Source organism: Corynebacterium sp. ES2715-CONJ3, from assembly GCF_024814365.1.
Lineage (GTDB): Bacteria > Actinomycetota > Actinomycetes > Mycobacteriales > Mycobacteriaceae > Corynebacterium.
Window position 1 is genome coordinate 94683 of the sequence record NZ_JANUXS010000005.1, and the last position, 14015, is coordinate 108697.

Consider the following 14015-nt stretch of genomic DNA (forward strand, 5'->3'; position numbering starts at 1 on the left):
TTAGTTAATATGGCAGAGCTACCCGCAGAAACCCGCACCCCCCTGCTTGCGCGTATTCCCACCGCCAATATCTTCGAAGATGATTGGCGCGCCCGCCCCACCTCCGCGCACCCCTTTCCAGTCGTCCTCGTTCATGGCACTGGGCAAACCAAGGGTAATTGGCAAGAATTAGGCCAAGATCTGCGCTCTGCAGGCTTCGCTGTCTTCGCCCCCGACTTCGGCCATCGCTCTACCGCGCCGGTAAAGGAATCCGCCAGCCAAGTAGGCGCCTATATAGAGGCAGTTTTGGAAGTGACGAAGGCTCCCAAGGTCATTCTCATTGGACATTCCCAGGGTGGGATCTTGGCGCGATACTGGATGCATCATTTAGGCGGCGAGCATAAAACTCACCACCTCATCAGCCTTTCCGTACCAAACCAGGGAACCACTCCCATCGCCTTCTTGCCCGCGGCGGCGCGCACTGAAACGCTGGAGCGCAGCTTAGATAAAATCATCGCAAGCTGGTTTGGCCCAGCCGGGTTGGAATTATTAAGCGGTTCCCCCCTCATTACAGCACTCAATGCCGCAGGAGATACCCTGCCCGGAATTCGCTATACCTCCATTGTGACCCGTCAAGATGCCATTGTTACGCCTTTAGAAGCGGGCTACCTCAAAGGTCCCGATGCGGAAAATATTTGTGTGCAGGATAGTCACAAATGGGCAATAGTGCGCCACGAAGAAATGTCGACTAATAAATATGTTCGTGAGCTCGTTCTAGAAGCGCTCCTGCGCAATGCTCCTACCTTTGCGGAGTTGGAGCGGGAAACCCCACCTCATCGTCCACCCTTCACCGAGCGCCTCAGCGAAGCCGTGCGAATACTTCGCGGCCAAGAGTAGACCGAGCGGTACAAAAAAATCAACTGATTCGTCTTGCTTTCTCCTAGGTGCCCCACTAAACTGAGTGCGCAATCACCCAATATCAGCGATAAAACCAGTTCGGACACCATGAAAAAGTGTATTTAGGAGAGATTCTCTCCCCATTCACAAATAGACCGATCAGTACAAAACTTATAATTTTCAAGGATTCCCATGACAACCACCACCCGCTCGAAGGCACCTTCGTGGCTCAGCAGCTTCGGCGCCCAGGTCACCATCGGCCTCATCATTGGCGTCATTTTAGGATTAGTAGCAAAAAATTTCGACAATTCCCTTGGGGCTGAGGAAACCTCATGGTTAAGCGCCACCCTGAGCTGGATCGGCTCGACCTATGTCAAGCTCCTCAAGGTCATGATCGCACCGCTCATCATTACCGCCGTTATTACCTCCATTGCCAATCTACGACAGGTGAAAAATGCTGCCCGCCTCGCCGGACAGACAATCATCTGGTTCGCAATCACGGCCTTCTTCTCAGTGATCGCAGCCATTATCGTGGCCACGGTACTCAAGCCAGGCGTGAACTCCAGCATCGATCCTGCAGCGGCTGCTGAGCCTAATTCCACTGGCTCGTGGCTGGGCTTTATTAACTCTGTTATTCCCACCAATTTCCTCGGCCTCCAGGCGTGGAATAGTGGCGAAAATATCGGACTAGGATTTAGTGCCCTCCAACTCATCCTTATCTCGATCGCGCTCGGTATCGCTGCGATCAAAGCTGGAAAGGCCGCAGAACCCTTCCTCCAATTCAATGAATCTCTGCTCCAGATCATTCAAGTGATCTTGTGGTGGATTATCCGCTTGGCCCCCATCGGCACCGCCGCCCTAATCGGTAATGCGGTTGCCACCTATGGTTGGGATGCTATTGGTTCCTTAGGAAAATTTGTTCTTGCCCTTTATGTTGGTCTCGCCATCGTGATGTTTGTGATCTACCCGGTGGTATTGATGGCTAACCGCATCCCCGTCCTGCGCTTCTTCAGCAAAGTTTGGCCTATTACCTCCCTTGGATTTGTTACCCGTTCCTCCATGGGAGTCATGCCGGTCAACCAGCAGGTGGCCGTAAAATCCATGGGTGTTCCGCGAGAATATGCCTCCTTCGCGATCCCCCTCGGTGCTACCACCAAGATGGATGGCTGCGCTGCGGTCTACCCAGCGATCGCCGCAATCTTCGTTGCCCAGTTCTACGGCATTGACCTCAGTCTCACCCACTACTTGCTCATCATCTTCGTGTCCGTCATCGGCTCCGCAGCAACAGCCGGTACCACGGGCGCTACCGTGATGCTCACCCTCACCTTATCAACCCTGGGACTGCCTCTTGCAGGCGTGGGTCTTCTCCTCGCCGTGGAACCCATCATCGATATGGGCCGCACCGCGGTCAACGTAACAGGCCAAAATCTTTCCACCGTCGTGGTGGCTAAACGTGAAGGTATCTTGAACGACGATATCTTCGATGATGACACCAGCTACGAGGACCTTAGCGCCGAGTCGCACTCCCGCCAGAATGTTGCGATCTCCTAGAGATCACTTTGTCTAACCCCTTGGCAAGCCCAAGGGGTTTTCTCATACCTCAATACTCTTCAGTGCTAGGTGGATCCTTCCTCCCCCGTCTCGGTCATTGCACCCAAGGGCAGTGGTTGCCAGCCACTTTTGCGACCTCAAGGTACTACCTAAGCTGCACCCCAAACGCCATAAATGGCAGAACAACAACGGCGTGGCCACGTGGGGCTCATCGTCTTGGTTTCGGTTGGTCTCAGTTAATCCCGCCACCGAATTACTAGCTGACACCATAGTGACCCAGGCCTTCATCAACAGGTGCGCAGCAATCTGGGTGTGCACGCGTGCACACTGCTGCAGTGGCCGTAATCTTTTGTGCCTTATTGGTAAAATCCCTGGAACCGCACCAGCTCCATGAGGTCACTATCAGCACAATCCTCCACACAACCCCGATTCGCACGAGCAGCGAAGAGGCTCATCAGGGTGAAGATCGGTAACTGTCCCAGCCATAAACCCGCCTGTGCCATATAGGGCGCTTGTAGCTGATAAGTCCTGCTCATCGATGGGGTTTTATATTCAGCGATATCGCACTCAAATGCGGTAATCCATAACAAGCACACGCCCACCTCTATGCAGTTGATGCCTTAAATCTTAAGATCTAAAGCTTGCCAGGGTGCGACAGATCTCAACGAAGGCACAGGACCTTTTTGATCGAACGGAGGGTTGCGAGCGGTAAAAACCTTCATATCTACTACAAAAACCGTGACGGAGGATGGTCATACTGCGGAAACTCCGAGGACAGATCGACCTGTGTATTTTCTCGTTTCTCAGCCCGCATAAGTCTTTGGGTAGCCTTCTTTTCCCAGCTCAACACCATACAAGCAAGATCACACGTCATATAAGGCCTAATCCGACTAGCGTGGGTTTTATGTGCCAAGATTCTTCGCCTACCTCCGCCACGCAGATGGTGGGCCATACCCCTTTAGTTTCCCTCGACCGTATTCACAACCGAAGTGATATCGGCGTTTATGCGAAGTTGGAGCAATTCAACTTAGGTGGATCCGCGAAGGATCGAACGGCGCACGCTCTGATCAACGATGCCATCGCCAGCGGAAAAATCAGCGAAGGCTCGACACTCATCGAATCCTCTTCAGGAAATCTTGGCATCTCCCTCGCCCGCCTCGCCAGAAGTGCCGGCATGCGATTCCACTGCGTGGTCGATCCGCGAGTGAATAAGTCCACGGTATTGACCATGAAGGCTTTCGGCGCCCACGTGGAGATGTTAGAGCGTCCTGATCCGGCCACTGGAGATTGGTTGACCGCTCGGCGCCAGCGCGTAGAAGAACTTCTAGCAGAAATACCTGATTCTTTTAATCTCAATCAGTACGCCAACCAAGCGGCCTTTACCGCCCATGCTGAGGGGACAATGACGGAGATCATTGCGCAGCTAGGTCAGCCACCTTCGCATCTCTTAGTCGCCATGAGCACCACTGGCACCCTCGGGGGCTGCGCGAAAAAACTGCGCGAAATCTCGGCGCCTACCGTGAAAATTGGGGTTGATGCGCTCGGTTCCGTCCTCTACGGTGGGCAGCGTGGCACTCGGCTCTTGCCAGGCTACGGCGCCGGAGTGGTCACCGAGCTCTCCCGCGCCTTCCACCCCGACCGCGTCGAATATATAAAAGATCTTGACGCCATCATGGGCGCCCGCTTATTAGCCTTAAGCGAAGGTATCCTCCCCGGTGCCTCTGGCGGTGCTGTCATTGCTGCTTTGATACGGCTTATTCCTCAGCTACCCCCATCCTCCACCGTTGCGCTCGTGCTTCACGACGGAGGCCACGCCTACGTGGACACTGTCTATAACGACACGTGGGTTCATGAGAATTTTACGATCGATCAGCACGTCCTCGATGATCCAACGACCTACTTTAAGGAGTAAAGAATGAAAATTGCTATTGTAGGCGCCGGACCACGCGGCCTCTGGGCCATTGAGGAGCTCATCGCGCGCTCACGGAAAGCCCTTGATATTGTGGTTTTTGATCCCTTCCCACCCGGCGCAGGAGCAGTGTACCGCGAGGATCAACCCGCAAATTTTCGTCTTAATTTGCGCTCCTCCGCGGTTAAAACTGCATTCAATTCCCTCGACCAGTGGCGCGTGGACCAGGGCTATGACCCCGATCCTTTCCCACCGCGCGCCCTCGTTGGTAAGTTTCTAGCAGCCTCGTGGCAAGCCGCCCTGGAGAGAGCCCCAGAACATATTCAGATCCGCTATGAGGCGCACACCATCACCGAAATTATCCCTGATGAAAATTCCGGCTACGAAATTGCAGGCGACGTTTTCGATGAGGTCCTCGTTGTCACTGGCCACGAACATGACCACCCGGGAGCTCTGCGGAATAGCGACAGTGCGGTGCCTGTTACGCCGCTGTATTGGAATGCCAACCTCCCCGATAACCCCGCGACGATTGGGGTGCGCGGGGCGGCGTTGACCTTTATTGACGTCTGTATGTTGTACGGCCAGGTGGCTACAAAAATTTATCCGGTTAATCGTTCCGGGCGCTTTATGGAGGTCAAACTCGATCCCACGGTTGTGGTGCCCGAGCTCGATCCTAAATTCTCTCAGCGCGTACTAAGCTGCGCTAACGCCACGGAATTGGCCGAGATTTTAGCCGAAGCGGCGGTCACACTCGCTGACTGTACGCTAGACCAGGTGCAGGATGTGATCAAGGGTGAAGATTTTACTGGTGATGCCGTCGCCGAGCTGCGGCAATCGCTGGCGGTAGCCCGTGGCGATCTGCCCCTGAGCCCAGCCGGCGCGGTGGGGGCGGCACTGCGAGAGCTCTACCCCGCCATTATCAAACGGCATCAGCATGCTGGTCCGATCCCCGGCTATGTGGACTTATCGCGTCCTCTGGAACGCGTTGCATTCGGCCCGCCACCGTATACGGCGCAGGTATTGCTCGACCTTATCGATTCCCAGGTGGTAGATACTCAGTATCTCGGACACCCGGACATTGTCGCGGAATGGATGGTAGGTTCACAGCCCGTTGATGTCCTCATCGACGCTGTGCTCCCACCCCAAGGACAGGCGTCGGTTTTTGCTGATATACCTGGAATCACCATTATTGGCCGTATGAATGAGCACATAGTCCCAGGCCATGACTCTCTAAATCGCACCCTCTTGGATGAGATCCCCAGGTGGGCTGCACGCATTAGTTCGGAGGATATATCATGAGCACCGTACCTTTAGAGGCCAGGACGCTGCCCTGGATGGATCAGGTTATCAATGATCCTCAGCTGGTTCGCACCCTTATTGACGAATACGGATCACCAGTTAATCTCCTTAATCCAGCACCCTTGCGCGATAATGCAAACGAGCTCATTTCCGCAGGTAAGGCGGCAGGAGTTGAGGTAGGAATATTCTTTGCTCGCAAAGCCAATAAAGCCCTCGCTTTTGTCGACGCCGCCCGCGATGCCGGTTTGGGCGTGGATGTCGCGAGCCTGCGTGAACTGCAGCAAGTTTTAGAACGCGGAGTTAATCCGCAGCGCGTGATCTTAAGTGCTGCTATTAAGGATGCCGCCCTGATCGACTACGCAGTTCAGGCTGGGGTAGTCATTTCTTGCGATAATGTCACCGAACTCACCCGGATCTCGCGCAGTGCTCAAGCACGTCAGACCACCGCCCATATCGCTCCGCGCTTAGCCCCTGATCCTGCTCTCTTAGCACCAACTCGTTTTGGGGAATTGCTGTCAACCTGGCGTGGCACTGAGGTCCCCTCGGGCATTGACGTGGTGGGAACGCATATCCATCTCCACGGGTACAGTGAGAACGATCGTCGACAAGCATTAGCAGAAGCGCTAATACTTGTGGATCACTACAAAGAAAATAACCACCCGGTTTCTTTTATTGATATCGGCGGTGGTATACCCATGAGCTATCTCAAGGATGTTAAGCAATGGGAATATTTCAACGAGCAACTGGCTCTGCAACGAGCTGGCAAGCGCGAACCCTTTACGTGGAAGGGCGATCCGCTCATAAATACTTACCCCTTTTGGCAGCGCCCAGTTCGCGGCGAGTGGCTTACCCAGCTGCTTAGCGGCGAGGTCCACGGCTTCGGCACGGCCGCTGCGGCGCTACGAGCGCGGGGCTTAAGGCTGCACCTGGAACCCGGGCGGAGCCTGTTGGATGGATGTGGCATGATTTTAAGCCGCGTGGAATTTACCAAGCAGCGTTCCGACGGACTCGATCTGGTGGGCTTGGCTATGAATCGCACACAATGTCGTACCGCCGCGGACGATATTCTGCTTGACCCCATCCTCATTCCCACAGGTGATGGCCCCCGTAGGGATATGACGGGGTATTTGGTGGGCGCATATTGCATCGAGGATGAGGTCATTATCCGCCGCGAGATGCAGCTTACTGTAGCACCTGGCGATACCGTGGCCATTGTCAATACCGCAGGGTATTTTATGCACATCTTGGAATCAGCCTCGCACCAAATTCCTCTGGCCAAGAATATCGTGCGTCACGCTAATAACACGTGGGTGTTGGACGCCATTGATTCTCACTCCTAACGCTGGTGCTACTTTCTTGACTCTTAGAAGACGCTGCTGGGGCTCCGGGGATCAAGAAAGTAGCTCTGAGCGGGAGGATGCTGGTGAATCCTGTATGTGCGGGAGCGCAGGTTAGTCGCGGTACTAATTGCTGGGACCTGCTTAGACTAAGTGCTTAGATTAAGTGAGTGCCTCTAATAGCGGTGGAAATGACCTCTCCTTATTTCGAAAGTAAGACAACTGTCAACGCGGAATTGTCTCGTGAATCTAGATCGTCACCGATCGCATGGCCTAAGACCTAGTGCTGGATCTGGGCGCTCGGGCCATCTCTGCCACACGTTCGACACAGCCATGCTGGCTATTTTCTTAAACGGTGAGAGGTGAGGGGTTTCACCGACAGAGACTATGGTAAAGACTATGGTGGAGTACGCAAAAGGCCGTAACTTGAGCAGGGCTTATGCGATCGGCGCGACATTGATGGAAAACCCTCGTGCGCACCACACGCAGTGGAGAGATATCTGCGAGAACGACCAGCGCTAGTAATTTGGCCATTTACCTATGAGTAGATAAGGCGCTCATGGTAAGGCCATACTCCTAGTGATGATCCATTTCTCTAGCGTGACTATCCTGTGCTTTCTACTCCTTGTTTTTAAGCAAGCAGACGTGGCATTATCTGAAGAATATTCGCGATTTTTTAATAGTTTTTAGTAGTGCTGCGCGATTAGCGTCTGGGAGGTATCCATGGACATTCTGCTACCGCGCCTTAATATAACTATATAACCGTGGCACTTTTTAACGCAGCGGCAGTTCCGCCACCGTGCGCCGTAATTTCCTGGTGTGTAGCTTTTCCGGTTGCGCCGCAAGTTTCTCCACTGCCCGCACCGCGCACATCACGTGCGCTTCCTTTGAGCTGGAATAAAAGGCTTGGGCACCAGCGGGTAGTTTCGGCACCGCATTCAGGGGCAGATCTGACACACTCAATAAGGTGCCATAGGGTACTCGGTAGCGGTATCCATTAGCCGCTAAGGTAGCTGATTCCATATCGCACGCAGCCGCTGTGGAGCCGCGTAGCCACTCCCATAAAGCCCTCGGGGTATGCCATTCCCAGTTGCGATCATCAGTAGAAATCACAGTACCGGTGCGCATCAGGGAAAGATCCTCGCCGTAGATCTCTTTGACACTTGCCTCAAGTGCACGTTGGACCTCCGGGATGGCGGGGATCGGAAGATCGAGCGGAATATGCCCATTGAGCAGGTTATCGCTCCGCTGGTAGGCATTTCCCAAGATGAGATCGCCAATCCGCATGCGCCCATCAAGACCGGCGCAATGCCCTATCATTATCCAGGCTTCAGGCCTTAAAACGGCTAAGCAGTCAGTGATAGTTTTGGCATTTGAGGGACCAACCCCAATATTCACCATTGTTACCCCGCTATTGTCCGCAGCCACCAAATCTAGGCGAGGCATTTGGTGTAGAGATCTTAGTGCCTGTTCGAATATTTCTTCGCTGGGGTATTCGGCGGTGGTTGAGTGCAGGACCGCACCGCTAGCAGTCACCAGTTCGTGGTATCGAGATCCAGGGCGATGAAGTTCAAATAAGGCGAAGCGCAAAAATTCAGACATATGCATGCCGTAATTGGTAAAGAGTAAGTATTTTTGAACACTCTGTACGCCTATGCCCGTATAGTGCTCAATACGCGCGCAGGCCATATCGAAGCGCTGCGGACTAAAGTGAAAAAGCGGTTTCTCGGATCGATGGAATACCTCCCATTCACCATCAACAATGGCGTCGTCCACCATATCTAATGATGGTCGCGGCACCCCAGCGGGGCGCTCCGTTTGTAGAAAAACCTCGGCATTAAAATCCGGTAGGTATTCGGGGGCAATCGCGATTTCTGAGTCCCCTACCTGTAGTTCACACGGGTAGTTGGACGTCAGCCTCTCGAGTTGGGCTATCAAATAGGAGCGCAGCAGCCGCGGGCGGCTGATTACCGCCGAATACACACCGGCCTCGTCTACGTATCCGAACGGTTCGGTTCGATCAATTGGATGCCACCGTAGCACCCGCACCATGAGTTTGGGGTACGTAATATCTTTCCAGTTGTCGAAATTCCCAGATTCACAACACTGTGTAGCCAAAGCGCATGATCGGTCATAGTGATTGATAAGCTTTTCAACAGCTTCCACAGCATTCATACCATACGCCTCTCGCAGACCATTTGAGCGCTATTTTGAGTCTCTTAGCACCAAGATCTTACCCGATGGCCTTAGATAATTGACTCGTTTATAACGCACAATTTTGCATGCAATGAGGGCGATATATGGCTCTCGCCTAGCGCCGGAGGATCCTCCGCAACCAGTAGACAATTCTCCTTGGTCGTGCCGGAGACCTGCCGAGGGAGGACATGCCAGGCATCTCCCGCCCTATAACCACATCACTGTGGGCACGATGCCTGGATAGATTATCGTAGACACCCGCATCCTCAGCTTCAGATAACGTAGATGGGCCAGCCGGCGGCTGATCTAAGGGCTGCTCGTGTCTCAGCGGCAGTCCTGTGGCTGTGAGATCGTCTGCCTTATCCGCGCCAATATCTGGGGCGCTTGTGGGCGTCCGATCGCTCTGATCCGGCTTGACTGAGTGAGAATGTTGAATTCAGGCTAGCCCAAACGCTTCGATATTACGATCAACGATTGTCCTGAGGATAGCGAGGTTAGATTGTGCGGAATACACTGCCACATAGACAAACATATTCCCGTCCAGCATGCGGATCAGATGGAGCTGGTCGGAGAGGGTAAGAAGCATATCTTTCAGCTGCGAGTCGATCCCGAGCGCCTCAATCGCCTTGAATTTGGCCTTGACCATTTCACTGTTATAAGCGGAGGCAACATCCAGATCGAAAGTGGACAATTTAGAGGTTGAAGCCAAAGACATCCCGGTTCCAAGATCGACCACCGACGCCCCTAAGAAGCCATTGAGATTATTGCTGAGACTCTCGACGAAGTCTATGAGTTTCTGTTGTTCGGACATATTTTGGTTCTGCTTTCTTTTTGATTTAACTGCCTGCTAACGATGAACAATGGTGATATCGTGCAAGAATAGCAAAGTATCCAATCTGCTATGATAAGAATAGAAAATTTTCTACTCCTTTACAACAGGTAACTACACAAACCTTCTATTTAAATTGAAACTATCGGAAAAATGATTGCACAGTCTTTTAGGCGTAGGCGTCACGGCAAAGTGGACGAACTCGACGTCGTCGATCTCGACCCCTCCTTCACTGCACCCCGAGATTCAATCGTCGGATCCCCAACCACTCTCGAGCTCGTCTTTGCCGGACCGGTCGGGATCGGAAAAACCACCAGTATAGAGACTCTTTCCTCCATTCTCACTATCACCACCGAAGCGAAAGCAGCCGCTCAAGAATTCGTTGCCCCCGGCAAGTCTTCGACCACAGTCAGTATTGATTATGGGATATGGAAGCGCGCGGACAACCGCGAAGTGGGTCTCTTTGGAATTCCCGGGCAGGAGCGCTTTTCAGCCAGCCGTTCCGCCCTCAAAAATCCTGAGGCTGGAATTGTCTTATGGCTCTATGGTGAAGAGGACTTGGTTGAAGAGCAATTACAGTCATGGTTCCCAGTAGTCAAAGACTCGGCTATTGCGGGACGCCTGTGTATAGCTCTTAACTTCGTGCACGGAGACGACAAAGCGATCGTCCAACGCGCCGAGATAATCGCCAATCGTCTTCTTCGAGACCTCCTATCTAATGAGACGACACCTAGCACAGACACTGCCTTCATCCCTGTGGTTATAGCAGACCCCCGTATAAAGGAAGATGTCATCAACGTTGCAGAATTGGCCCTCAGGAATCAGCTATGAGCGATGAGTTAATTGCTAAGCACCGAAAGGTTAGAGATCGCGATTTTGGCACCAATGATATCGCTCATGCAGCTTTGCCTATTCTCTCTCACCTCAGAAGCAAGAATCCGAATGTCCATGCGATGATCATTGGAACTGGCGATGGTATTCATGTGTGTTCCATAGGATTCGATTCCGAAGATAATGCTTCGCGCATGGCAGCCCTGAACTCCTCGATGCTGGGTGTGTCCACTGCTCAAGCTCAGGTCATGGACCCATTAAAAGATGAGATTCAGGATACGGTTGTTGCTGTTCAGCTGCCCGGCTCTGAACTTTTAGGGCTCGCCCGTATTGAACATCCCCCAGTGGGGCATCTGGTTCTGGGGGTTTTCGGTAGGGATATCAAACTCGGTATGGTGGTGCATCTCGTCCAAACTATCGCCCAGGCTTTGGCAGATTGGATATATGAGGGCTAGCTGAGCCTGGCTAGGGCTAGTTAGGGCTGGTGAGGGCTGACTGAGCCTGGCTAAAGCTGGTTAGGGTGCTACCCGCCGAAAGACCCCACGCCACTCGTCAGACCCAGAGCTACAATACCTAGCGCCCGCAGTTCTGCTCCAAAGCGTATCTGTAGGTAGTGCAAATGGATTCGAAGTTAACGCCTGCCTAAATAAACAGAATCGAGAGCCCCGTGGCGCGAACATATAGCTTCCCACCCATCAGGGCGCACCTGGACGACCATGCGCCGGCCGCAGAGTTGACAAAACCGCGGCGCCTCCAGGCCGGCACGAGCCGAGGGACTTAGAGCAAGCGTGAGATCTGGGGTAACTTCCTGGCCAGTATTGGGATGAAAATGGGGTTCATCCCCGGCTAAGACGGCCTCAAGCAGCTCCGTTGATGCTGGTTTTCTCATTAGATCGTCGTATTCAAAGCCTTGATAGGCAGCCGCAATTTGCCGAGCAGATCCACGTCATCCTCCATAGGCCGGCCCAATGTTGTGAGGTAATTTCCTACAATTACGGCATTAATTCCACCTAAAAGGCCCTGCTCGGTACCAAGGTCTCCGAGAGTAAGTTCACGGCCGCCAGCAAAGCGCAGGATAGTCTTAGGCAGCGCCAACCGGAAGGCCCCGATGGCGCGCAAGGCGTCGGCCGTCTCCATAACCTCACGATCGGCAAAAGGGGTGCCTGGGCGGGGATCGAGGAAGTTCATGGGCACTTCGGTGGGGTTAAGATCGGCCAATTCGGTAGCGAATTCGGCGCGCTGCTCGAGGCTCTCCCCCATACCTAAGATGCCGCCAGAGCACACTTCCATGCCCGCTTCCGCGACCATTTCAAGAGTGGCCCGGCGCGATTCCCAACTATGGGTAGTGACTACTTCGGGGAAATAGGACCGCGCGGTTTCCAGGTTATGGTTATAGCGGTGGATCCCGGCTGCCTTCAAGCGATCGACCTGCTCTTGAGTCAGAATGCCGATGGATGCGGCAACCTCGATATCAACTTCGGCCTTGATAGCGGCGACAGCCTGTTCGAGCTGCGATATGAGCCGCTCATCGGGCCCCTTTACGGCTGCAACGATGCAGAACTCGGTAGCTCCAGATTTTTGAGTTTGCTTAGCCGCTTCTACAAGGCCTGGGATATCAAGCCAGGCGGAGCGTACGGGAGATTCAAAGAGACCCGATTGGGAGCAGAAATGGCAGTCTTCGGGGCAGCCGCCTGTTTTGAGCGAGATAATTCCTTCGACTTCAACCTCTTCGCCGCACCATTTCAGACGGACTTGGTGGGCGAGGTCGAGAAGCTCGGGAATGCGGTCTTCTTCCAGATTGAGGATCTCAAGAACTTCGTCTTTATTGAGACCGATGCCTTGCCCAAGTACTTTGTCCTGTGCCAGCGCGAGGATATCCATGGCTTATCTCCTACGGTTGTATGAGCGATCGAGTAGCGTATTGCAGTAGAGCGAGTGAGAAGATCGCTTGCGTGATGTCATCTCAGTCTAATCAATGCGCACCTCAAACACTTAAACAACGTTCAAGTTTTTTTCGGTTATAACACCAATCGCGCTATAGCCTGCACCTCTTAGGTCCCACTAATTTTTTCCTTTTCGGGTGACTATTACCTTGTTGCCACCTCTTATGACTAGAAAACAGCAAAAATCCCACCACTACGATGAGTGATGGGATAGTGCCCAGGGGGGGACTTGAACCCCCACGCCCTTGCGGACACTGGCACCTGAAGCCAGCGCGTCTGCCATTCCGCCACCTGGGCTCAAACTAACACTTCCTACTTCAATGACACAGAAAAAGCGTTGCCATTAACTTAACACGATCGCACAATAGAGCAACAAATCCGCAGTACACATTTGGTTTTTACGGCACTGCTCAAGGAGTGACTCTAGGAGTATTGCAGCTTTGACTTTATACTAGTTAGGAAAGCGTTGATCGATAGAGCATCCTAGGAGGCGAAGCAGCGTGTCAATTATCGGCAAGATTGCCAAACTCGACAGCGCCATGCAGCGCGGGCTCGATAACGGCTTCGCTTATATATTTGGCGGCCGCGTGGTACCTGCAGAGATCGAAGAACTTCTCAAGCAGGAGGCGGAGGATAACTTGGTGCACACCTATGAAGGCACCGTTGAAGTTCCGAATATATATGAGGTCTCTGTTAGCGAAAAGGATTTTGATCTCATATCCGCTGAGCACCCAACTCTGGCAGATGATTTCACCGATCGCTTATCGCGGTACTTCCGCAATAACTCCTGGATTTCTCCTGCTCCGATCGTCATCAGAATTAGCGCCGATCAATCCTTGCGCACGGGGCAATTGCATGCCACAAGCGATTTTGATCTGGAAGTGAGCCCACCTAAGAAAGAGAGTGCTCCTATGAATCCCCCCGCTCCGCTTCCTTCCGCACCCACTGGGAAGATGATCAGCCTGACTGTCGACGGCACCCCCAGCTATCAACTTAGGACTGGGTCGACGATGATTGGTCGCGGTACGGATGTGGACTATAGGCTGCACGATACTGGGGTTTCCCGGCACCATGCGGAGATCGTGTGGGATGGCCACGAGGCCTATATTGTGGATCTACAGTCCACCAATGGCACTACGGTCAATGGCACCCCGATTGACAATTGGTTACTCGCCGATGGTGATGTGATCACAATTGGGCATTCACAGATCGTCGTCCGCATTAAATAACTGGCAAGGAGAAGC

The 14015-nt window shown here is 53.2% G+C and carries 13 protein-coding genes and 1 tRNA gene; 8 read left to right on the forward strand and 6 right to left on the reverse strand.

Translation table 11 applies throughout. From position 1 onward, the window contains the following. The first annotated feature begins 9 nt into the window (after positions 1-9). Both NXT00_RS07240 and NXT00_RS07245 read left to right on the forward strand, forming a co-directional pair. A complete protein-coding gene (locus tag NXT00_RS07240; protein WP_259158561.1) occupies positions 10-876 on the forward strand; it encodes a triacylglycerol lipase in 867 nt (288 codons plus the stop codon). Positions 877-1068: 192 nt separating this feature from the next. Then, a complete protein-coding gene (locus tag NXT00_RS07245; protein ID WP_259158562.1) occupies positions 1069-2427 on the forward strand; it encodes a dicarboxylate/amino acid:cation symporter in 1359 nt (452 codons plus the stop codon). Between the two features lie 356 nt (positions 2428-2783). Here NXT00_RS07245 and NXT00_RS07250 read toward each other — a convergent pair whose 3' ends face one another. Next, the gene (locus NXT00_RS07250; RefSeq protein ID WP_259158564.1) at positions 2784-2963 is read right to left on the reverse strand and encodes a hypothetical protein; all 180 of its coding nucleotides are present in this window, start codon (positions 2961-2963) and stop codon (positions 2784-2786) included. A gap of 368 nt (positions 2964-3331) precedes the next feature. Here NXT00_RS07250 and NXT00_RS07255 point away from each other — a divergent pair, with 368 nt between their 5' ends. The 3 genes from NXT00_RS07255 to NXT00_RS07265 are packed head-to-tail and all read left to right on the forward strand — an operon-like array spanning position 3332 to position 6975. After that, positions 3332-4339 (forward strand): pyridoxal-phosphate dependent enzyme, encoded by a 1008-nt coding sequence (locus NXT00_RS07255; RefSeq protein ID WP_259079276.1) that lies wholly within the window; start codon positions 3332-3334, stop codon positions 4337-4339. Between the two features lie 3 nt (positions 4340-4342). Further along, entirely contained in the window at positions 4343-5635 is a 1293-nt protein-coding gene (locus NXT00_RS07260; protein WP_259079278.1) for an FAD/NAD(P)-binding protein, read from the forward strand. Next, on the forward strand, positions 5632-6975 hold the full coding sequence (locus NXT00_RS07265; protein WP_259158565.1) for a Y4yA family PLP-dependent enzyme: 1344 nt from the start codon (positions 5632-5634) through the stop codon (positions 6973-6975). The genes NXT00_RS07260 and NXT00_RS07265 overlap by 4 nt, the downstream gene beginning before the upstream one ends. 771 nt (positions 6976-7746) lie before the next feature. Here NXT00_RS07265 and amn read toward each other — a convergent pair. Both amn and NXT00_RS07275 read right to left on the reverse strand, forming a co-directional pair. Next, positions 7747-9147, reverse strand: a complete 1401-nt coding sequence (amn, locus tag NXT00_RS07270) for an AMP nucleosidase (RefSeq protein WP_259158566.1) — start codon at positions 9145-9147, stop codon at positions 7747-7749. A 457-nt stretch (positions 9148-9604) separates the two neighbouring features. Continuing rightward, entirely contained in the window at positions 9605-9979 is a 375-nt protein-coding gene (locus NXT00_RS07275) for a hypothetical protein (protein WP_259079288.1), read from the reverse strand. Between the two features lie 171 nt (positions 9980-10150). Between NXT00_RS07275 and NXT00_RS07280 the strand changes: the two genes are divergently transcribed. Together NXT00_RS07280 and NXT00_RS07285 are read left to right on the forward strand one after the other, a co-directional pair. Then, positions 10151-10828 carry a hypothetical protein gene (locus tag NXT00_RS07280; protein ID WP_259158567.1) on the forward strand — a complete coding sequence of 226 codons (678 nt, stop codon included), beginning with the start codon at positions 10151-10153 and terminating at the stop codon, positions 10826-10828. Beyond that, positions 10825-11283 carry a hypothetical protein gene (locus NXT00_RS07285; protein WP_259079291.1) on the forward strand — a complete coding sequence of 153 codons (459 nt, stop codon included), beginning with the start codon at positions 10825-10827 and terminating at the stop codon, positions 11281-11283. The genes NXT00_RS07280 and NXT00_RS07285 overlap by 4 nt, the downstream gene beginning before the upstream one ends. Positions 11284-11459: 176 nt before the next feature. On the opposite strand, the gene NXT00_RS07290 is transcribed toward NXT00_RS07285, so the two are convergent. The 3 genes from NXT00_RS07290 to NXT00_RS07300 all read right to left on the reverse strand — a co-directional run bounded on the left by NXT00_RS07290 (position 11460) and on the right by NXT00_RS07300 (position 13068). Then, a complete protein-coding gene (locus NXT00_RS07290) occupies positions 11460-11717 on the reverse strand; it encodes a hypothetical protein (protein WP_259079293.1) in 258 nt (85 codons plus the stop codon). Further along, entirely contained in the window at positions 11717-12709 is a 993-nt protein-coding gene (gene bioB, locus NXT00_RS07295; protein ID WP_259079299.1) for a biotin synthase BioB, read from the reverse strand. Before bioB ends, NXT00_RS07290 begins: the two co-directional genes overlap by 1 nt. Positions 12710-12985: 276 nt before the next feature. After that, positions 12986-13068, reverse strand: a tRNA-Leu gene (locus NXT00_RS07300). A 203-nt stretch (positions 13069-13271) separates the two neighbouring features. Here NXT00_RS07300 and NXT00_RS07305 point away from each other — a divergent pair. Continuing rightward, on the forward strand, positions 13272-14000 hold the full coding sequence (locus NXT00_RS07305; protein WP_259158568.1) for a DUF3662 and FHA domain-containing protein: 729 nt from the start codon (positions 13272-13274) through the stop codon (positions 13998-14000). The last annotated feature ends 15 nt before the right edge of the window (positions 14001-14015 follow it).